Here is a 21,955-nt window from a genome sequence, read left to right on the forward strand (position 1 = left end):
CCCTTAACAGAAAAACAGCAGAAATGATCGATCATTGTTGGGACAATCATTTTTTTTTAATTTGTACCGTATTTGGATATTTATTGTGCTAATTTGATTTTTTTATTCTTTTTTTATTTAGACTTGTGTCCCCAATACGCTTTGGGTCAATTCAAGAACAATTATCACCTGTTTACAAAAAAACTAAAAACAAACATTTATGGCAGAGACTAAACCTACTGCAACTGCGAGAGCGGCCACTTCTGTTCAGGCTAAAAAGAGAAGCAATGTCATTTCCTGGATTGCCCCTGTTTTATGTATCATCGGAGGATATATAATCTGGAGATTTGGTATGGGTGCTGCTAGTGGTTTTACCAATCCTGATCCCGCTGGTGGATTCTGGCCTAACCATGTTGGACCTATCGGTGCATTCCATGGCGTTTATGAAGGCGGTATCGTAGTACCGATCCTGATTGCCAACTTCCTGATCGTATTGGTTTTCGCAATTGAAAGAATGATGACCATCTCCAAAGCTACCGGTACCGGTAACAATGATGAGTTCATCCGCAAGGTTCAGTATCATCTTGCTAACAAGAATGTTGATGCAGCACTCGCAGAGTGTGATAAGCAAAAAGGTTCTGTAGGTAATGTAATGAAAGCCGGATTGCGCAAGTACAAAGAAATGATCACCAACACTGAACTGGATACAGAGCAGAAAGTTGTTTCTATCCAGAAAGAAGTGGAAGAAGCAACTGCACTGGAACTGCCAATGCTTGAGAAGAACCTCGTGTTCCTTTCTACCATTGCATCTGTTGCAACACTCCTCGGATTGTTCGGTACGGTATTGGGTATGATCCGTTCCTTCTCCAAGCTCGGTGATGAAGGTGGTGGTGATGCTGCACGTGAACTATCACGCGGTATCTCTGAAGCCCTTTACAACACAGCCCTTGGTATCGGTACTTCTGCCCTGGCCATCATCATGTATAACGTATTTACAACTAAGATCGACGGTATCACATACGGTATTGATGAATCAGGATTCACCCTTACCCAAAGCTTTGCTTCACTTTACAAATAAGTGAATCTGCAATAGGGAATAGGAGAGTAAGAGAGCAGTACAAAAAAAGTCGGAAGAATTTTATGGAATGCTGCTTTCACTGAATCTAAATGTGAACTGATCAATTAACAAGTCATGCCAAAAGCAAAACTCCCACGGAAGAGTACGAATATTGATATGACCGCGATGTGTGATGTGGCATTCCTCTTGTTGTCATTTTTCATCCTGACAACCAAGTTCAAGCCATCAGAAACTCTTGCGGTACAGACTCCAAGTTCTGTTGCTTCCAAAATTGCACCGCAGAAGGATGTTGCGCTGGTGACTATCGACAAAGAAGGAAAAGTTTTTGTTTCCTTCTCTGAAGATGCTCCAACCAAAGAAGTCCTCGAAGCATTGAATACAAACCGCACACTTGGTTTATCTGATGCTGAACTGACTGCCCTTTCTAAAGGACCATTCTTCGGCGTTCCTATAGGCCAATTGAAATCACTGGCAAGTCAGCCAGCAGACAACTGGCCTAAAATGAACCTTCCTGGTATACCTGTTCTGGATACTATCAATAACGAAATGGTTGACTGGATGCGCGCTATCAAAAGCGGCTTCCAGGGTATCAAAATGAACCTGCTCGTTAAGGGTGACAACGCTTCAAAATACCCGGCTTTTAAAGGTGTTATTGACGCCTTCAAAAAGAACGATGAAATGAAGTTCCAGATGGTGACTAACCCTGAAGGTGTACCAGAAGGAACCGAATTATATAAGCGGAATATGAACAGGAATGCTGCTGCGGAAACAACCGAAGAGTAATCATTTTTAACATAAAAACATTACCATATGGCAGAAATGGATACCTCGGGCGGGGATAAACATAAAAAAGGGCCCGGCGTCAAAAAATCGAAAAAACAATCCACCCGCGTGGACCTTACCCCCATGGTGGATCTTGGTTTCCTGCTGATCACTTTCTTCATCTTCACCACTTCCATGAGCCAGCCAACAGCAATGCGCCTGTTCCTGCCCAAGGATACGGATAAGCCGGAAGAACAAAACAAAGCCAAGGAATCAGGTGCGCTCACCATCATGCTTGCAAAGAACGACGTAATCTACTATTACGAAGGTATGCTGGCACCAGATGGAGCAAACTTTAAAAGCACCAATTTCAAAGGAATCCGTGACGTTATTCTGACCAAGAAGAAGTCTACCGACCCTAAAGACTTTGTTGTAGTGATCAAGCCTAATAAGGAATCCACCTATAAGAATACTGTTGACATGCTCGATGAGATGACCATCAATGATGTGAAGCGATATGCACTGGTTGATATTGCAGAAGCAGAACAAATGATGATCGCAGCTACTGAAGGCGCTAATCCGCAGTAAACAGGTTTGTGGAAAAGCTAAACAAATGCATCTTATTCAAAAAAGCGAACAATGGACGTAAATAAAATTTTAAGTGCTGATGTGCTGGACATCGTCTTCGATGGCCGGAACAAAGAATATGGCGCTTATGACTTGCGTAAGACCTATTCCAAGCGCATGACATATGCACTGGTTGGTACTGCCTTGCTCCTCGCTTTGGCATTTCTCGGAAGTTTCCTCGCCAGTTCCCTCCGGAACAGTGACGATAAAACAGAGATGATCGTCCAGGACGTTCAGCTCGAGGAAGTGAAAACAGAAGAGCCAAAGAATGAGCCACCACCACCACCGCCTCCGCCAAAACCGGAGCCGCCAAAAGTGGAAATGGCAAAATTCACTCCTCCCAAAATTGTAAAGGATGAGGAAGTAAAAGAAGACGAAAAACCACCAGAAGTTGAAAAGCTGGAGGAAACCAAGATAGGTACCATCAACCAGGAAGGTATCAAAGACGAAGGTATCGTTGCACCACCTGCTTCTGATGAAGGAAAGGGTGTTGTGGAAGCCCCCAAAAAGGTAGAAGAAGATTGGGACAAAACCTTTACAAAGGTGGAGATCGAATCTGAATACCCGGGTGGTACCAGTGCCTGGCAGCGTTACCTGAATAAGAGCCTCCGCTACCCGCAGGACGCCATTGATAATGAAGTTCAGGGTACTGTTGTAGTTCAGTTCATCGTTGATAAGGAAGGTACTGTAAGTGCTGTGGAAGCTATCAGCGGACCAGAAGAGCTCCGTGAAGAAGCTGCCCGCGTTATCAAAAAATCTGGTAAGTGGACACCCGCCGTTCAGAACGGTCGCCAGGTGAAATCTTACAAGAAGCAGCCAATTACTTTCCGCCTCGAAGTGGAATAATAGTCCCGGTATAATTGTTTGAATCCTCCTGCCCCGCAGGAGGATTTTTTTTAACTTCAACTTTCTATTCTCTATTCACTATTGACTATTGACAATTGCTTATTCCCTTTCCTCAAAATTCCCCCTCATGCTAAATTTTGAATTCAAAAACCCCACAAAAATAATCTTCGGTAAAGGCCAGATAGCTAAACTATCTGCTGAAATACCTGCAGGCTCAAAAGTGATGCTACTGTATGGTGGTGGCAGCATCAAATCTAATGGTGTTTATGACCAGGTGATACAGGCACTAAATAACCATGAGGTCATTGAATTTGGAGGAATTCCCGCCAATCCGGAATACAGGATATTGCTTCAGGCACTGGAAATTATTCGCAGTAAAGAGATTAGCTTCCTCCTCGCTGTGGGTGGAGGATCCGTGATCGATGGAGTTAAATTCCTCTCCTCTGCCGCGCTATATGAAGGCAAAGAACCATGGGATATACTAGCAAAATCAATACGTACCGAAAAGGGCATGCCTTTCGGTACTGTACTGACACTTCCTGCCACTGGCTCTGAAATGAATTCAGGCGCCGTTATCTCCCGCGCAGAAACAAAAGAGAAATTATCTATGGGTGGGCCGGGACTATTTCCTGTTTTCTCTATCATGGACCCCGAAGTAGTTCGTTCTATTCCAACACGTCAGATTGCCAATGGTATCGTGGATGCCTATTCGCACGTGCTGGAACAATATATGACCTATCCTGCCGGGGCACTCCTGCAGGATAGGATCGCAGAAAGTATCCTCCAAACCTTGGTAGAGATCGCTCCACGTATCATGAAGGACCCCGCTGATTATATTGCTGCATCAAATTTCATGTGGAGCTGCACCATGGCCCTGAATGGACTTATCCAGAAAGGCGTACCTACTGATTGGGCTGTACATGCAATGGCGCATGAGCTTACAGCCCTTTATGGGATCGACCATGCGAGAACTCTTGCCATTATAACACCCGGACATTTTCTTTACAATTTCGATCGCAAGAAAGATAAACTGGCACAGTATGCCGAAAGGATCTGGAATGTTAGTGAAGGAACTACTGAAGAAAAGGCAATGGCAGCAATTGAAAAAACGGAAGCATTCTTTCATTCACTGGGCATTGAAACCAAACTATCAAAATATACCAGCAGCTTTGAAGACACGGCAAATATAATTGCCAACAGATTTACCGAGCGTGGTTGGACGAAGCTAGGCGAGCATAAAGACCTGGGGCCAGACCAGGTTAAGGAGATCGTGGAGATGAGTTATTAACTTTGCCCCATGAAATACACCACCCCGCAATGGGATGATACCATCGTTGCCCTTGCTACGCCTCCCGGCCTGGGCGCAATCGGCGTCATCCGCCTTAGCGGAACCCGCGCAATTGAAATTGCTGACCATCTCTTCCCCTCCAAAAATTTGCTGGAGCAACCAACCCATACTGCACATGTGGGATTACTGAAGGAGGATGGTAATGCCATAGATGAAGTGGTGCTTACCCTTTTTAAAGCTCCGCGCTCTTACACTGGTGAAAATGTTGTGGAGATATCAGGTCATGGCTCACCTTATGTGTTGCAGCAGATCATTGATGCCTGCATCCGAAAGGGAGCCCGGCTTGCAAGACCCGGTGAATTTACCCAACGGGCCTTCCTTCATGGCAAACTCGATCTCGCACAGGCAGAGGCAGTGGCCGACCTCATATCATCCAATACAGCGGCCTCCCAACGCAATGCTTTGAATAATATAAGAGGGGGATTCTCTTCTGATCTGAGAGCCCTCCGCGAACAACTTATCACCTTTTCAGCATTGATAGAACTTGAACTGGATTTCTCACAGGAAGATGTTGAATTTGCCGACAGAACACAATTACATACACTTGTATCCGCTGCTATTGATAGAGTAGGAAAGCTTGCGCATTCCTTTCAGCTTGGCAATGTGATCAAGAACGGGGTGAGTGTTGCCATCGTTGGAAAACCTAATGCAGGAAAGAGTACGCTACTTAATACACTGCTTAATGAAAACCGCGCTATCGTAAGTGAAATTGCCGGGACTACCAGGGATACCATTGAAGAGATCATCAATATTGATGGCATACTTTTCCGCTTCATTGATACAGCGGGAATTCGTGAACACACCGAAGACCAGATCGAAAGTATAGGAGTGGAGAGAAGCCTCGAGAAAATGCGACAGGCCGATGTAGTACTTTATCTTTTTGACGCCAATACTATGCCTCCTGAAGAACTATTGCAGCATAAGGCCGCCTTTGAGCAGAATGGATTGCAGTTCCTGCTTGTAGGAAACCAGGTTGATAAAGGTGATGAATCGGTTATGCGTGAACGATATGCCCAGGCTGCACCGATCTTTTTCATCTCCGCCAAACAACTGCTTCATATTGAAGTGTTGAAAGAACGGCTGGTGGATATGGTATTGCAGGGTAAGGTGAATACAGAAGATACCATCGTTACCAATGCCCGCCATTTCCATAGCCTTCAGCAGATGCTTTCATCCCTTCAGGACATCCGCTCCGGATTAGACAACAAAATCCCTGGCGATTTATTGGCGCTCGATATCCGCCGCTGCCTTCACTACGTAGGAGAAATCACCGGCGAAGTGAGTAATGAAGATCTGCTGGATTATATATTCAGCAAGTTCTGTATCGGCAAATAGCAGGTTCTGAATAAAAAGGCTCCGGGTATTAACACGGAGCCTTTTGCAAATCTAATTTGTACTACTACTGAACAATTATTTTTTTACTGGTTTTATTCGTTCCCTTTATTATAGTTAAAATATACATTCCTTTCCGAAGACTATTTCCAAGTTTAACCTGCCCACTACCATTCTGCCATATAGTTTGAGAAAATACAATTCTTCCCGACATATCAGTGATTTGCAGGTACACAGATCCTTTTGAATTGGCAGCTCCGGTAAACGACAGGGTAATTGGTGTGCCCTCTTTAACAGGGTTCGGATATAAATTTATCGAAGCGCTCGTTTCCTGCTCCGGCACAACACCAATGGACTTAGTAGTTGTCTGGTCTAAGTTTTCAATGTTGTTTTGCATTGGATCTGCTTCCCTTAATACAATCTTATCTATGAAGGGAGCATCACTACCCGTTGGCCTGAACTCTATGCTGTTTGTTCCCTGCAATAAAGCAAGTTCCACAGTTTGAACTTTTGTAACACCACCTTCGAAACACCAGTTCCCCGAGGCTAAGAATGATTGACTAATAACTGGCTGATCATTCACAGCTATCCGCATACTGCGATTAACTTTAGTGATATAATGAATATCCACAGAATAATTTCGGCTTTCTTCAGATAATAAATCGTTGAAACGAATTCCATTTGCCACATTCAATCCCATATTTACTAAGGCGCCATTGGAGGCAGTTGCACAGTTCACCACGTTATTGATTCCGATAAGTTCCGCCATCTCAGCTTCCAGCGACAGCCCGTTCAGTTCAGCTTTTTCCAGTAGAATTTTATCAATAAAAGGTGCATCACCACTGAAAGGTGTTATATCAATTATATTGATTCCACGCTTAAGAATTACATCAACTTCATGAACAGCCGGACTTCCCTGATTAAAACACCATTCACCGGATACAGGAGGATTTTGCCTGCCGAGAACCGTGCCATTAACCACAACCCTGAATGATCTTAGTGCAGCACTCATATAGGACACCTTTAATTTATAAGCGCCAGCAGCCTCTGCCACAATCTGATTGAACCGCACGCCATTGGTATAAACATTGAATAAATTAACCTGCTTGCCATTTGATGAGCTGATACAGTTTACAATACTGGCAGCACCAAGAATTGATGCATCTTCCGCTTCAAACGCTAGTTTTTCTCCCAACTGCAATACATTGGGATCAATTGTTTCCGGCAACTTTCCTTTGGTTGCAATTGCCAGGCGGTCAACATAAACCTTTCCACTTGCAATGGCAATTTTTACCACGTGTTGTCCTGCCGAAAGGAAATATGTCAGGCTTCTGTCCTCACTACCATAACTGTAATGGAATTTTTTCCAATACCATTCGTATGTTGTGTTACCAAGATTGCTCCATTGTCTGAAAGGCTCATCATCAACTGAAATCCATAAAACATTAGCGGATGGATCAGTTGCCTGGATCTTTGCCCAGATATCATATTCATCTGATTTTTCAACATCTATGTTAAAGGAAATAATTTTTTCTGTACCAACAGGAACCTCTTCAGAAACCATATTTTCTTCACTCGCTAAGTATGCACCACCCATTGCGTTAACTGAAGTTTTTGTATTCCAGTAAATTCCTCTAGTTGCTATTTCAGCTTCATGAAATCTAATGAGGTCTGTTGCCTCCAATCCCCATTTCAATGTTGATGGTGCACAATAGCCATTTTCTTTTTTATACTCATCCAGGTTAGCTGAACCATTTATAATCGCTATTTGGTCTAAAAGGATATTGGCATTTGGGTATTCGATTGTCAGCCGGTGTTTCCCTTCACCCAGATCATAAAAACGGGGCACCTGGAACCATAGAAAAGAACTGCTGGTGAAAGGCGAAATCTGCTCTATTTCTTTATCATCCATTTTTATTCGAATAGCACCTGCACCACCCGTGGATGCGGAACGGATCCATGCCCGATATGTGCCTTCTTCCTCTAATTCAAATTCAAAATGCACCTGTTTGGCTAAAGAGGTGATACCGGCAAGATTATTATCGCCCCGAACAAACAAACCATTGGAAGCATCTGCAGATTCTGATACCTTCCACTGGTTCCCGATGTATGATCCGCACTCCGCTTCAAACACCAGGCTGTTTACCGGTTTCGATACATAAGGCTGATCAAGCCCTTCTAAATTATTTGGACTTATATAGGTTGCTTCGGGAATGGAAGGAAGGGATACATGATTCTTGTACAATTCGCCAATATTGGTTAAGGACCCGTTTGCGTCAAGGTAATTGGCCGATGTTACCGGATTGGATGCAAAGGCTGAATTTGGTTGGAAATAGGCATAACGTTCAACATATTCAAGGCTCTCCAGGTAGGGAAGTGCCAATCGAAGAAATGCTTCCTGTATAGGATTGCCACGGTTAGGGTTGGCATTAAATTCTGTGATCCAGATTGGAAGCTTATAGATCCTGTAAACATTTTCAAGATAGGCTTTGAAGCGATTGAAAATTTGTTGTGGATCCGCATTAGGTGTAGTGGCAGGACTGCTACCCCAGTCGTACCAATGTACGGCCACAAAGTCAAATCTTACATCCCGTTCTTTGGCTATCCTTGCAAATTCCAGCAACCATGTTGTTGGTCCGTTTTCTCTTGGCGCAGGTGATCCAAGCCTCACACCAAGCCCCATTAGGTTTTCAAAATATGCTACCGCAACTGCTGGTTGACATAAATTATTAAATTGGCCCGACTGGTCGTTGCAATTATCAGATTCATTGAAACCTAAAACATGGGTTGTTTTTTTCTTCTGGATTACCTGGTTCATAGAAGCTGGTAAAGCGCCTCCTGCACCCCATGCCATTGGCACATAATCGTAATTTGGTAGTGGGTTATTGGCAAGTCCCCAATTATAGAACCACCCGGCATCTAGTTGGTCATAGAAACCACCTGTGCCTTTTTTGGTTACCCAGTTCCAGGGAATCACCCTGATGAAACTAATATTTCCCTGCAACGCAATATCCAATTCATTTACTTCCAGGTCAGCCTCTGAAGCAATATAAACTTTACTCTTGCCGGTTCCATTTGTGTTAATGGCAAACGTGGCCATGTATCCTCTTTTCAACTTAAATGAACGTGCTGCATTATCCATCCCTTCTGGTATGCCTGCACCACTGTAAATAATATTCTCCCCTAATGTAGCCGATGTTCCTTGCTGGCCTGTTGTATTGAAAATTTCTAACGGGAAGAATGAATTTGAAATCGGCCTTATAACAGCCCCTTGCTGATAATACTGGTTGATGCGGAAATTATTATCTATTTCGCCTGTTACATTATTGATGAGAATACCGCCCAATTGTAACATCAATTCATCAGGATTTGCCTGGTGAAAATATACCCATGAGGCAGCATCCAAAAAGTTAAGTGAAAGCTGTGGTGAATAATCACCCTCATGCAAGTGTACTGTACTCTCACTGAGTAAAGAAATAACTCCTTGGGTAATCGTTCCCTGTGTTACGTTAAGCTGTGAATTTATCAATGTAATCCCTTTTTGGGAACAGGCAAGTGAAAGGGAGCCATTAACTGAAACGCTGGCATTTTCCATTAACAAATTATATCGAATAGGAATACCAGGATCTATTGTGCCATTTTTTGGGTGCCGATCTTTTTCCAGGTCGTGTTTATTCGGACAGATTGCGTATAGAAAGGAGTTATCTCCAGGCAAACAATTTGGCTTCACCGGATCGCCACTGGTTGAATAGCTGCCAGTTGGAATTTCTACAGTGATCCTCCAGTTTTTTTCATTAAAAAAATCATTGTTCTCTTCACCGGTCCAGTATATGTATCGGCTGGTTGTATCACAGGGATTTTCTGTTTCCGTTTGCGAATGAGCTGATGTAAAGAACATACAGCATAAAAGTATTTGTAAAAAGTACATCCATTTAGGAGTAAAAAATTTGTACATGGCAGGTAATTTTTAGTTAGTTTCTGATTTCTCAAATCTATTTATCTGCTCTTACAGAGGTGGAAACATTCAGATCATTAAACGGGTTGTTTTGTCTTGATCTTTTTATGATGCACCTGATTAGATCATGCGATGTTTCATTATTAAGGGGAAAGGCGATTAAAGATTTGAACAATAATTGAATAGAATACCCCCCTTTTTTGAAAGCCTGATTTCGTGTATAACTGACAGTTGCATTTAGTTTTAAGAATGAATATTTCTTCAATAAAACTTTGGCAAATAGTTTTCTTTTTGCTTCTTTTTGGACTGAGTCATTCCTTGAAAGCAACCAATTATTATATCAACGCATCTGCAGGAAACGATATATACAATGGAACCAGTAAAAGCCGGCCCTGGAAATCAGCGTTGCCATTAAAAGCTATTCAATTGAAAGCCGGGGATTCTGTATTATTTGCTTCGGGTCAAAGGTTTACCGGCATGCTTTCACTTGTTGATCTTAAAGGAAGTTTGCACCATCCGGTGGTTATAAGTAGTTATCCGTACAAGGGAAGTTCGTCAAAGCCTGTTTTAGATGCAGGCAATGACCTGAATGCAATACTCATTCAGAATTCCTCTTTTATTAAAATTGAAAATATTGAGATCACAGCCCAGATACCTTATAAAAATAAAATTCCATCTAAGACAGCAGAGATGAGGTGCGGCATTCTTGTTGAAGTAACAAAAGACCTGCCCTATGAAAGCATACATTTGGGTGATGTTTTAGTCCACGATATTTATTATAATCCTCCCGGCTTCATGCGTTCTGCAGAAGAGATAAGATCTGCTAATGGTACACAGAGTTACGGCTGGGGTATCCGTTTTATTAATAACACTGGTAAGGGTAGATTAACCAACATCCAGGTGTTTAAAGCAGAAATATTTAATGTTAGTCATACCGGTTTAAAATTTACTGCAACAAAGGATGGAATCAAAAAAATTGAAGTTGCAGAGTGTAAAATTTATCAAACAGGTGGGCCAGGCATGCAGTTATCTGGCGTAACCAATGGGCACATTCACCACAATAAGATTGATCATTCCGGTTCTGTGTCAGACAGTCGTAATTGGAGCCGCGGAAGTGGGTTATGGACATGGGGATGCAGTAGCATTCTCATTGAACACAATCGTTTTGAAAATGCAAACGGTCCGGGTGACTCTGCGGGTGTTCATATTGATTTCAATTGCAATGATGTGGTAATTCAGTATAACCTTAGCGCCAATAATGCGGGGGGCTTCTGTGAAATATTGGGCAATAATTTTAACTGTGCCTACCGCTATAATATCAGTATAAACGATGGATATAGAGTCAAGGGAAAAAATGGTGCATTCCAGGAAGGAAAAATATTCTGGCTTAGTGGTTACCAGGGTAATGCAAAAAAGAATGAAGGTCCCTACAATAGTTATTTTTACAACAATACAATTTATGTTTCTGCCGGTATTGTTCCCAAAATTGCTGTAAGCAGTAGCTCTGATGGCGTTCTTATAGCCAATAATATATTTTATTTCGAAGAGGCAGCAAAAATTGTTGCAGGCGACCAGAAAAAAATAGAAGTCGATCTGGATGGTGTGCCCAACGTAGTATTTACAAACAATATCTATTTGCGTTCAGATAACTGGCCGGCTGATTTTCCTTTGCAGGACAACACCCCCATAATTGCAGATCCCGCATTTAAAAACAAAGGCGGATACCAGCTGGTGGATTATTCTCCCACCAATAAGAAATTAATTCTTGACAAGGGGATTAACATTCGGTCCATTCCTAACGACAGTATTGGTATTCGTATAGGTTTACAGGTTCAACACGATATTCTCGGAAATCCTATAAAAGGTCAACCCGATTTAGGTGCAATTGAATTAGATGACAGGAAAGATAAATAATATAAAAACAACAACAGTGGCAAGAAATAGTATAAAAAAATGCCGAATCTGGTTCTCCTGCATACTTCTTTTTGCAGTTAATATTGCATTTAAAAAACCTCCAGTTGATAGCATCATAAATGAAAGCAGGCCCAATGTTATTATTATCCTGACTGATGACCAGGGTTATGAAGATGTCGGTTTTAATGGTTGTACAGATATCCCAACACCCAATATTGATAGAATTGCAACAGCTGGTGTTGTTTTCCGAAATGCCTATGTAAGCTATGCCGTTTGTGCACCCAGCAGGGCTGGGTTAATAACAGGGCGTTACCAGGATCGTTTTGGTTATAGTCGCAATCCATTGTATAAACCCCTTGATCCGGAAATAGGCCTTTCATTGAATGAGCAAATGTTGCAGGAACTGTTGGTAAAAGCTGATTACAATACTATGGGTATTGGTAAATGGCATTTGGGTGCTCATGAGCAGTATCGTCCATGGAACCGCGGGTTCAATGAATTTTTTGGATTCATTGGTGGCGGTCACAGGTATTTTCCTACCGACTACAATATTGCTAACCAGGATAGTGCAAGGAATGAAGCAGAGAGCTACCGTACCAAACTGGTCCGAAATGGAAAAGTTGTAGAAGAGTCAGAATATCTCACTGATGCTTTATCAAGGGAAGCGGTTTCTTTCGTTGAACGGAATAAGCATCAGCCATTTTTTCTTTATCTCGCTTACAATGCACCACATGCCCCTTTGCAGGCTACAGAAAAATATCTCAACCGCTTCCTGAATATTCAGGATCCAAAGCGAAGAACATATGCTGCAATGATTAGTGCAGTTGACGACGGAGTTGGCCTGCTCTTAAACAAATTGCAGGAATTAAATCTTGATGAGAATACTATTGTCATTTTCCTGTCTGATAACGGAGGGCCTGAAAATGACAATAGTAGTAATAATGGTTCACTCCGGGGGAGTAAGGGTTCCCTTTATGAAGGAGGAATCAGGGTTCCTTTCGCCATTCAATGGCCCCGTATAATAAAGCCCGGGTCTGAATATCATGAATCTATCATTTCCCTTGACATTTTTGCTACTGTTACCGCCAATATAAAGGGACTTCCCGCACCAAAAAATTCATTAGATGGAGTAAACTTGATACCATACCTGCAAGGCCTAAAAAAGGGATCTCCCCATGAATATTTATTCTGGCGACAGTTTGATCAAAAGAATTATGCTGTGTTGCATTCTTCGGGGAATAAAGAAATAATTATACGGGATTCAAGTCTGTTTTTGTACCACCTTAAAAAAGATATCAGCGAAGAAATTAACCTCGCTGAAAAAAGCAATCATTGGATCAGGCGAATGGAAAAAGAAAGAAAGAAATGGGAGGCTGCAACTATTCCACCAGCATTTTATGGATTAAACCAGGAAGCGCAGTATAACAGCGATAAAAAACTAAAGCAGTAATAGCCAGGATTTGTAAATATTATCCAGCATGAAACAATTTATCAATTTACAACGTGAAAGGCCTTCATATTATTTATTGCGAATTTCTGTTATTTTTCTCTTCGTTTCGGGCGGTCTCCTTTCAATAAGAGCTTTCTCATTTTCACCCGCAGCTTCAAAACCGAATATCATTATTATTCTTGTTGACGATGCCGGTTATGCTGATTTTGGTTTTATGGGATCAAAAGATTTGCAAACACCCAATATTGATAAATTGGCAGCAGGAGCGATAAGATTTATGGATGCGCATGTTTCTGCTTCTGTTTGCAGTCCCTCAAGAGCTGGTTTGCTGACAGGAAAATATCAACAACGATTCGGTTACGAATGCAATGAAGGTGAGGGGTATCCGGGAATGGATACATCCCAGACCATTCTTCCAAAGCTTTTACAACAACAAGGTTATAGAACCGCAGCATTTGGAAAATGGCATCTTGGATTTGAACCAGCTCAGCATCCCCTGCAGAAAGGGTATCAATATTATTATGGATTTTTAAGCGGAGGCAGAAGTTATTTTTACCGACCTCAGAAAGATGACCGGTTGGGGTCGAAAAACGGACTACTGGAAAACCGGAACCAGGTACCCTTTGAAGGTTATCTTACCGACAGGTTGGGTGATAAAGCAGTGGAATATATCCGGGAAAACAAAGATCACCCCTTCTTTATTTATTGGGCTCCCAATGCTGTTCATACCCCAATGGAGGCTAGTGAAGAGGATATGGAGAAATTTGCCAATCACCCGCGCCAGAAATTGGCAGCTATGACTTTTTCCTTAGACAGGGCGATCGGAAAAATGGTGGAAGAATTAAAAAAACATGGACTGTTTGAGAATACCCTGATTTTCTTTTTGAGTGACAACGGTGGTGCACATGACAATCTTTCGAATAATTTCCCCCTGAAGGGTTTTAAAGGCAATAAATACGAAGCCGGTCACCGGGTTCCTTTTTTTATTTCCTGGCCCAAACAATTTGATGTCGGCGTGCAATACCATGGTCTCAGCTCTTCGCTGGATATATTTCCAACCGCTCTTGAAGCCGCTGGAGTTTCGATTCAACCAACTTTGGGCATTGATGGTATTAGCCTCATACCTTTTCTGACAGGGGAAAAGAATGATAATCCTCACCATGAGTTGGTATGGCGTAAAGATGGTGCCGCCGCTATCCGTTTTAACCAATATAAACTGATACTCATAAATGGTGCAGGTGAGCGCCTGTACGATCTTAGTGAGGATCCGGGAGAATCCAATGATTTGCAACAGATAAAACCTGAAATATTTTCCCTGCTGAAACAAAAGCTTAATAATTGGGAAAAAGATAAAATGAAACCTGCCTGGACGGAAGGAGCCGTATGGGATACCATCACACTTATGATCCATGATGATCTGATGCATAACCAAAAAGTCAGGGTTCGCAACCCGGCCGAGCTTAATGAATACCGCTCTATTGATTAGCTACTGAAAATATTATAAAATAACCTTATGCTTTCGGAAAAGAATAATCAGAAAATCAGGAAAAATGATAAGCGCCTGAACAAAGAGCTCGCAATTGTGTATGTTTTACTTGTACTCTTGTTCATATCATTGATGATATTATTATAGGCCTGCGTGATGCCTTGGTTAAATAGCTCCATCAATTATGGAATTTGTATAAATTGTAAGAAGAATATTTACGGATTAATTCGCAAATGAATTGCTGCCCCAATTAAAAAAATACATCTGCCTGCTTCTGCTGGTTGGTATTACTTCAAAGTCTTATACTCAACGGGGCAATTCTTTTATAAATATTTCAGACGAACTCGTTAACAATGAAGTAACTGCTATCATCCAGGATAAAAATGGTTTTATTTGGTTTGGAACAAGAGGTGGACTACAGCTCTTTGATGGCTATCAAATGAAACTGCTCAAAAATGATTTTGGTAAGGGAAGTAACCTGTTAAGCCAGTCTATTGAAGTTCTTCAGAATGGCAAAAATAATAATATCTGGATCGGAACAAAATCTGGTGGGCTAAGCGGATATGATCTTAAAACAGGGAAGATAACCAACTACATAAATAACAGCCAGAACCCCAAAGATTTTAATGCAGATTATATTCTTTCCATATTAGATACCGACAGTGAAAAATTATTTATCGGCACATGGAGAGGTTTTCAATATTTCAATAAATCAACAGGCCAGTTTCATATTCTGAACAGTGTATGGAAAACCTTTGATATACAGCCTGATGGTGATAATGGTTTTTGGCTGGCTACCAACAGTGGGTTAAAGCATTTAAATAAAGACCTGGTTAATGATCAATCCTATAATTTTGGAATTCCGGCCTTAAACATAGCTTCTATAGTCAATGATAAAGCTAATAACTGTTTATGGTTAGGTACCTGGGATAATGGATTATTTCAGTTTGATCTTCTGACAAAGCAGTATAAAAATTACCGACATCAAAAGAACAATGCATCATCTTTAAGTTCTAACAACACATACCGGCTTTTAATTGATTCAAAAGGAACTTTATGGGTAGGTACATGGGGTGGGGGATTAAACCGCTTTGACCGGAGTACCGGATCGTTTGAAAAAATCCAATTAACTATTCCGGGGTTATATACCACCGATAACCAGATCATCTTAACTCTCCAGGAAGATCCTTCAGGGCTGTTGTGGGTAGGAACGGATGGAACAGGTGCATTTAAGTTTGACCTGAATCAGAAAAAGTTTATCAACATCGGCTCCGTAAGCCAGGGTAGTTCTAACCTGGAAAGTTCCCATGTACTTTCGGTTTACGTAGATAAGTATAATAAACTTTGGATGGGAACCAAAGGTGGTGGAATTCAATATTCGACCGACTGGAAATACTTCTCCAGGGTAAATATCAATGCTGAAAATTTTTCAAACTTAGGGGCCCTTCCCTACGAAAGCCGAACTTTTATGGAGGACGGCAATTACTTATGGGTTGGTACAAATAAAGGATTGATCCGGATGGTTAATACGCCTGGCGGTGTAGGGAATTATGATATTTTTGTTCCCCGACCCAAAGACTCCTCGTCTATCAGCGGGAGGAAAATTAATGCAATTATAAAGGATGCTTCAGGCAGAATCTGGATTGGAACGCAGGAGTACGGTCTATGCTATATTTCAGGCTATGATAACAAGAACCAGCCGGTATTCAGAAATTATCTTCCAGCATATGATATAAAAGGAGCTTTACAAAATGAAAGGATCAGTTGCCTGCTGGTGGATTCCAAAAAAAGGCTTTGGATAGGAACCTATAAAGGCCTTCACCTCTACCATCCTGAAACAGATCAATTCCAGGTATTCTCTCAGGATGATGGTTATAATAATTCACTCAGCAATAATACCATCCTTTGTTTATCGGAAGATAAGTTTGGTAATATCTGGGCAGGTACTCAATACGGACTAAACAGGATCTCTGGCGTAGAAAACAACACATTGAATGTGGTGAAATATACCACCCGCGAAGGCCTGCCAAGTGATTATGTTCATGCAGTTATTCCAGACAGCGCAGGCGATATCTGGGCAAGTACCAATAAAGGAATTATAAGGTTTAACCAGGCTAAAAATTCTTTCACCGTTTTTGATAAAAGAGACGGCGTTCAATCAGTTGTGTTTTCGGAAAATGCCTCTTATAGAGATTCCTATGGCAGATTATTTTTTGGCGGCCTGGAAGGGCTCACCTATTTTTTTCCGGATAGTATAAAGATAAACCGGTTTTATCCTCCTGTCTATTTTACTAACTTATCGATCAATAACCAGCCATATGAATTCGGAGTAGATGGATCCGATAGTTCCATTCTGAATAAACCATTTTATGAAACAGAAACCATAACCCTTAAATATAAAGAAAATATTTTCTCAGTTGAATTTGCCGCACTCGATTACCATGCACCAGACAAGAATGAATATGTTTATAAACTGGAAGGTTTTAATGATGACTGGGTGTATGCCGGTAAAAACAGGATGGCAACTTTTACAAATTTGAAACCAGGCACCTATCAATTATTGGTAAAAGCAACGAACAGTGATAAAATATGGAATCCTTCTCCCCACCAGTTGACCATAAAGATTCTGCCACCACCCTGGCGAACCTGGTGGGCCTATAGTATTTATATAGCTGTTTTCATATTTCTTCTTTGGTTAACACGCTATCTTGGTTTGCGGCAGGTTGCCTTGAAAAATCAATTATCACTCAGCAAGCTTGAAAGGCAGCAGGAAAACAAACTGGCCGATTTCAAAGAACGATTGTTTACCAATATATCCCACGAATTCCGTACTCCATTAACCCTTATAATGGGACCGTTGGATGACCTGCTGCAGACAAGAAAAATGGAGTTTCCGGTTGAAAAAAGTCTTAGGCTCATTCAAAAGCAATCGAGGCGCATGTTGCGGATGGTGAACCAACTACTTGATTTTCAAAAAGCAGAGGCTGGCAGCTTAAAACTCTCCTTACAACCCGGTGAGATAGTTTCTTTCTGTAAAGACATTTACCTGCTATTTATTGACGAGGCAAACCGGAGAAACATAGAATATAATTTTCAGTCGAATGAAAAGTATAGCTCTTTTACGTTTGATCATAATAAACTCGAAGTCATTATCTATAATGTACTTTCCAATGCATTTAAATACACGCCTAATGGTGGACAGATCAATCTTCGTTTAGGTAGAAATCATCACCATGGTTGTGAGATCACTGTTAAGGATACCGGCAGGGGTATTCCTGCGAATGAAATAGATCGCATATTCGACCGGTTTTACCGGGGCAGGGAAGAGGATGGTACCACAATTTCAGGAACCGGCATTGGACTTTCTTTCGTAAAGGAACTGATCGAGTTGCATGGCGGATGTATTAAAGCGGAAAGCAACGGAATAAAGGGAAGCCTGTTTACAATTACCCTGCCCTCTATACATAATTCCGATAGTACCCTTAATACTACCTACGAGCCATTCCAGATAGCCAACCAAACAAGTGATTCAATTTTAAATTCTGTACTTATGCCTGAAGAGAATGACACCGTTAACCAGGAGCAGGAACTTCCTATTATACTGGTTGTTGAAGATGAATCTGATATTCAGCAGTACATCTACGAGATACTGTCTCCGTCTTTTAAAGTTATAACGGCAATGAACGGAAAAGAGGGACTGGAAAGGGCATTGGAAACTATTCCGGATCTGATAGTGAGTGATATTATGATGCCGGAAATGGATGGCATTGAATTATGCCGGCGATTAAAATCTAATAAAGACACCTCGCATATTCCCATAATTCTTCTGACCGCCTTATCAGATATGACACACCATGTACAAGGTATTCGTGAAGGTGCTGATGTTTATTTGCCCAAACCGTTTAACTCACAGTTACTGCTGGTGCATATTCATAACCTGATCAACTTAAGGAATACCTTAAAGGAATTGTATGCAAAAAAGGTATTCCTTGGCTCTGGAAATTTTGAAATAAAAACATTTGAGGAGGAGTTTTTAAATAAACTTATGAAGCTGGTGGAAGAGAATATTTCCAACAGCGAGTTTAATACCGATGAACTTGCGAACCTTTTATATATGAGCCGTTCCACTTTTTACCGGAAATTAAAAGCAGTAACTGGAATGTCCGGTAATGAATTTATCAGGACCGCCCGGTTAAACTATGCCGTCAAATTATTGGAAAGTGGAAATTATTCCGTTACGGAAACTGCATTCGAGGCTGGTTTCAACGATATTAAATATTTTAGAAAACGTTTTCAGGAACAGTTTGGTATATCTCCTTCAGAATACAAAAAGTAACAGGCATTGCCACGTTTGCACCCCTTTTTTGATATGTACAGGTGATCATGTTGTAATAATTTAGCCGGTAAGCTTTCAAAGGGCTCAGGGAGCCATATAAAAATCAATTATGAGAATAATAATCAGCCGGTTCTTTATGTTGCTCATTGTTTCGGCAAGTTTTACTTCAGTTCATGCACAGACTGGCCAAAAGCCTAAGCCAAATATTGTACTCATCTACACCGACGATCTTGGTTATGGTGATATTAGTTCTTACGGCACTTCGGCCATTGCCACTCCAAATATTGACCGGCTGGCTGCTACCGGTGTGAAGTTTACAAATGCTCATGCAACTTCTGCAACCTGTACCCCTTCACGGTTTTCTTTGCTTACAGGTAAGTATGCCTGGCGTAAGGCAGGAACAGGAATAGCCCCCGGCGATGCATCATTGATTATTCCTGTTAATACAACAACACTACCTGGTATGCTTCAAAAAGCCGGGTATAATACTGCCGTTATTGGCAAGTGGCATCTTGGACTTGGGGATGAAAAGGGCGCCGACTGGAATGGGAAAATCACACCGGGTCCTATTGAGATTGGGTTCAATTATTCTTTTTTAATTCCCGCCACCGGTGATCGTGTTCCCTGTGTTTTTGTAGAGAACCATCATGTAGTTAATCTCGATAAAAATGATCCGATTAAAGTCAGCTATACAGGCCCTTTAGATCCCAATGCCCCAACAGGTAAAAAAAATCCTGAGCTGCTTAAAATGCATCCTTCGCACGGTCATGATATGACAATCGTAAATGGAATCAGCCGTATTGGTTATATGACAGGTGGTAAGAGTGCACTATGGAAAGATGAAGACTTTGCCGACGTTCTGGTAAAAAAAGCTAAAGCATATATAACCAAGAACAAATCAAATCCTTTCTTTTTATATTTCTCCACGCATGACATACATGTGCCGCGGGTTGCACATGAGCGTTTTGTGGGAAAGAGCGGGATGGGACCAAGAGGGGATGTGTTGCTTCAATTAGACTGGACAGTAGGACAGATTGAGGAAATCCTGGCAAAGTATGGACTATCAGATAATACCCTGATCATTTTTACAAGTGATAACGGACAGGTAATTGATGATGGCTACAAAGATGAAGCTGTTGAAAAATTAGGGAACCACAAACCGGGAGGAATTTATCGTGGAGGAAAGTACAGCGCCTTTGAGGCAGGCACAAGAGTGCCATTTATTGTAAAATGGAATGGTAAGATAAAAGGTGGCGTAAGCAATGATGCATTATTCAGCCAGGTAGATTTATATGCATCCCTGGCTGCGTTGGCCGATGTTCCTGTGGAAGCCTCCCAGGCACCTGACAGCAAAAATCATTTGCCGGTATTGCTTAATCAAAGCAATCAGTCACGTGAGTTCCTGGTTGAACAATCTATTAATTCCACGCTCTCACTGCTAATAGGCAAATGGAAATACATTGAGCCCTCAAAAGGGCCCCAAATCAATAAGGATACCAATACAGAATTAGGCAACCTGCCTGAGCCACAATTGTATAATCTGGCCGACGATCCTGGTGAAATCAAAAATCTTGCAACTGTTTACCCTGATCGGGTAAAGGAAATGAAACAAAAATTGGATCTCATTAAGCAACAATAAACTAAGAAAAGTGCAGACCTTTACAGACAAGGGTAATCCATACACATGAAATTAATTAAGTCCATAGCTGCACTTTTACTAATCCTGGCTTTCTTTAGTTCTATGCTCAGTTGCAGTAGTGCCAGTACTGGGACTAATATTGAAACGAAGCCTGATTCCATTCATTCCTGTATGCAAGTGCCTTCCCGGTTTGGCAATATATCTGTTGATTCTGTTTCAGCAACAAATCCGGATGCTTCTTATGCCGGTATGGTTTTAATTCCAGGCGGCAGTTTTGATATGGGGGGTGATAATGAGCAGGCATCGGCAGATGAATATCCAAAACATAAAGTGATTGTTGATTCATTTTATATGGACATTACCGAGGTAACTAATGCTGAGTTTGAAAAGTTTGTGGAGGCAACAGGTTACATTACCACAGCAGAACGTAAACCTACCTGGGAAGAATTGGAAAAGACCTTACCACCCGGTACTCCCAGGCCACCAGATAGTTTGATGATCGCCGCTTCGCTGGTATTTAAGCAAACATCAGCACCCGTTGATCTGAATGATTATACACAATGGTGGAATTGGATGGCAGGAGCCGATTGGAAGCATCCTGAAGGCCCTAACAGTACCATCAATGATAAGATGAATTACCCCGTTGTTCATGTTAGCTGGTATGATGCCATGGCTTATTGTAAATGGGCTGGCAAACGATTGCCAACAGAATCGGAGTGGGAGTATGCTGCAAGGGGTGCACTCATCAACAATATCTATCCATGGGGCAATGAACATGTAAACATAGCTACGCCTAAAGCCAATAGCTGGGAAGGTAGTTTCCCTTATTTAAATGAGAAGCGTGATGGGTTCATTAAACATGCTCCCGTAAAAACATTTAACTGCAACCGCTATGGCCTCTTTGATATGGCTGGAAATGTATGGGAGTGGTGCAGCGATTGGTATGATTATAATTACTACAGTTCACTTAAAGGCAAGGCAAGTATAAATCCTGCCGGACCTCAAAAGAGTTTTGATCCCCAGGATCCCTATACCCCCAAAAAAGTATTACGTGGCGGCAGCTTTCTCTGCAATGACAGTTACTGCAGTGGTTACAGGGTTGCCAGGCGGATGAAAAGCAGTCCCGATACCGGACTTGAACATACCGGATTCAGATGTGTGAAAGATGTTGTTGGTAAGAAATAATATTTACAAGCTCCATTA

At 41.6% G+C, this 21,955-nt stretch carries 13 protein-coding genes; 12 read left to right on the top strand and 1 reads right to left on the bottom strand.

Annotated elements, in window-relative coordinates; genetic code table 11:
* Nucleotides 1-199 precede the first annotated feature (199 nt).
* The 6 genes from V6M43_RS01255 (at nt 200) to mnmE (ending at nt 5,975) form a co-directional block, all read left to right on the top strand.
* Nucleotides 200-1,057, top strand: coding sequence for a MotA/TolQ/ExbB proton channel family protein (locus V6M43_RS01255; RefSeq protein ID WP_332732230.1), 858 nt, complete (start codon nt 200-202; stop codon nt 1,055-1,057).
* A 114-nt stretch (nt 1,058-1,171) separates the two neighbouring features.
* Nucleotides 1,172-1,840, top strand: a complete 669-nt coding sequence (locus V6M43_RS01260) for an ExbD/TolR family protein (protein WP_332732231.1) — start codon at nt 1,172-1,174, stop codon at nt 1,838-1,840.
* A 27-nt stretch (nt 1,841-1,867) separates the two neighbouring features.
* Nucleotides 1,868-2,407, top strand: coding sequence for an ExbD/TolR family protein (locus V6M43_RS01265; protein ID WP_332732232.1), 540 nt, complete (start codon nt 1,868-1,870; stop codon nt 2,405-2,407).
* A gap of 51 nt (nt 2,408-2,458) precedes the next feature.
* On the top strand, nt 2,459-3,292 hold the full coding sequence (locus tag V6M43_RS01270) for an energy transducer TonB (RefSeq protein ID WP_332732233.1): 834 nt from the start codon (nt 2,459-2,461) through the stop codon (nt 3,290-3,292).
* Between the two features lie 127 nt (nt 3,293-3,419).
* Nucleotides 3,420-4,580 (top strand): iron-containing alcohol dehydrogenase, encoded by a 1,161-nt coding sequence (locus V6M43_RS01275; protein WP_332732234.1) that lies wholly within the window; start codon nt 3,420-3,422, stop codon nt 4,578-4,580.
* Between the two features lie 9 nt (nt 4,581-4,589).
* The gene (gene mnmE, locus V6M43_RS01280; RefSeq protein ID WP_332732235.1) at nt 4,590-5,975 is read left to right on the top strand and encodes a tRNA uridine-5-carboxymethylaminomethyl(34) synthesis GTPase MnmE; all 1,386 of its coding nucleotides are present in this window, start codon (nt 4,590-4,592) and stop codon (nt 5,973-5,975) included.
* Nucleotides 5,976-6,039: 64 nt separating this feature from the next.
* On the opposite strand, the gene V6M43_RS01285 is transcribed toward mnmE, so the two are convergent.
* Nucleotides 6,040-9,870: a glycosyl hydrolase gene (locus V6M43_RS01285; RefSeq protein ID WP_332732236.1), complete on the bottom strand. Its 3,831-nt coding sequence runs from the start codon at nt 9,868-9,870 to the stop codon at nt 6,040-6,042.
* A 348-nt stretch (nt 9,871-10,218) separates the two neighbouring features.
* On the opposite strand from V6M43_RS01285, the gene V6M43_RS01290 reads away from it, so the two are divergent.
* The 6 genes from V6M43_RS01290 to V6M43_RS01315 all read left to right on the top strand — a co-directional run bounded on the left by V6M43_RS01290 (nt 10,219) and on the right by V6M43_RS01315 (nt 21,937).
* Complete coding sequence (locus V6M43_RS01290; RefSeq protein ID WP_332732237.1) at nt 10,219-11,841, top strand: right-handed parallel beta-helix repeat-containing protein; 1,623 nt, start codon at nt 10,219-10,221, stop codon at nt 11,839-11,841.
* Nucleotides 11,822-13,291: a sulfatase-like hydrolase/transferase gene (locus V6M43_RS01295; protein WP_332732238.1), complete on the top strand. Its 1,470-nt coding sequence runs from the start codon at nt 11,822-11,824 to the stop codon at nt 13,289-13,291. The genes V6M43_RS01290 and V6M43_RS01295 overlap by 20 nt, the downstream gene beginning before the upstream one ends.
* Before the next feature lie 28 nt (nt 13,292-13,319).
* Nucleotides 13,320-14,777: a sulfatase-like hydrolase/transferase gene (locus V6M43_RS01300; protein ID WP_332732239.1), complete on the top strand. Its 1,458-nt coding sequence runs from the start codon at nt 13,320-13,322 to the stop codon at nt 14,775-14,777.
* Nucleotides 14,778-15,015: 238 nt separating this feature from the next.
* Entirely contained in the window at nt 15,016-19,113 is a 4,098-nt protein-coding gene (locus V6M43_RS01305) for a hybrid sensor histidine kinase/response regulator transcription factor (RefSeq protein WP_332732240.1), read from the top strand.
* Between the two features lie 109 nt (nt 19,114-19,222).
* Nucleotides 19,223-20,752 (top strand): sulfatase family protein, encoded by a 1,530-nt coding sequence (locus tag V6M43_RS01310; RefSeq protein WP_332732241.1) that lies wholly within the window; start codon nt 19,223-19,225, stop codon nt 20,750-20,752.
* A gap of 45 nt (nt 20,753-20,797) precedes the next feature.
* Nucleotides 20,798-21,937 carry a formylglycine-generating enzyme family protein gene (locus V6M43_RS01315; RefSeq protein WP_332732242.1) on the top strand — a complete coding sequence of 380 codons (1,140 nt, stop codon included), beginning with the start codon at nt 20,798-20,800 and terminating at the stop codon, nt 21,935-21,937.
* Nucleotides 21,938-21,955: the final 18 nt, after the last annotated feature.

The organism is Flavihumibacter sp. (assembly GCF_036676075.1).
In the GTDB taxonomy this organism is placed as follows: Bacteria; Bacteroidota; Bacteroidia; order Chitinophagales; family Chitinophagaceae; genus Flavihumibacter.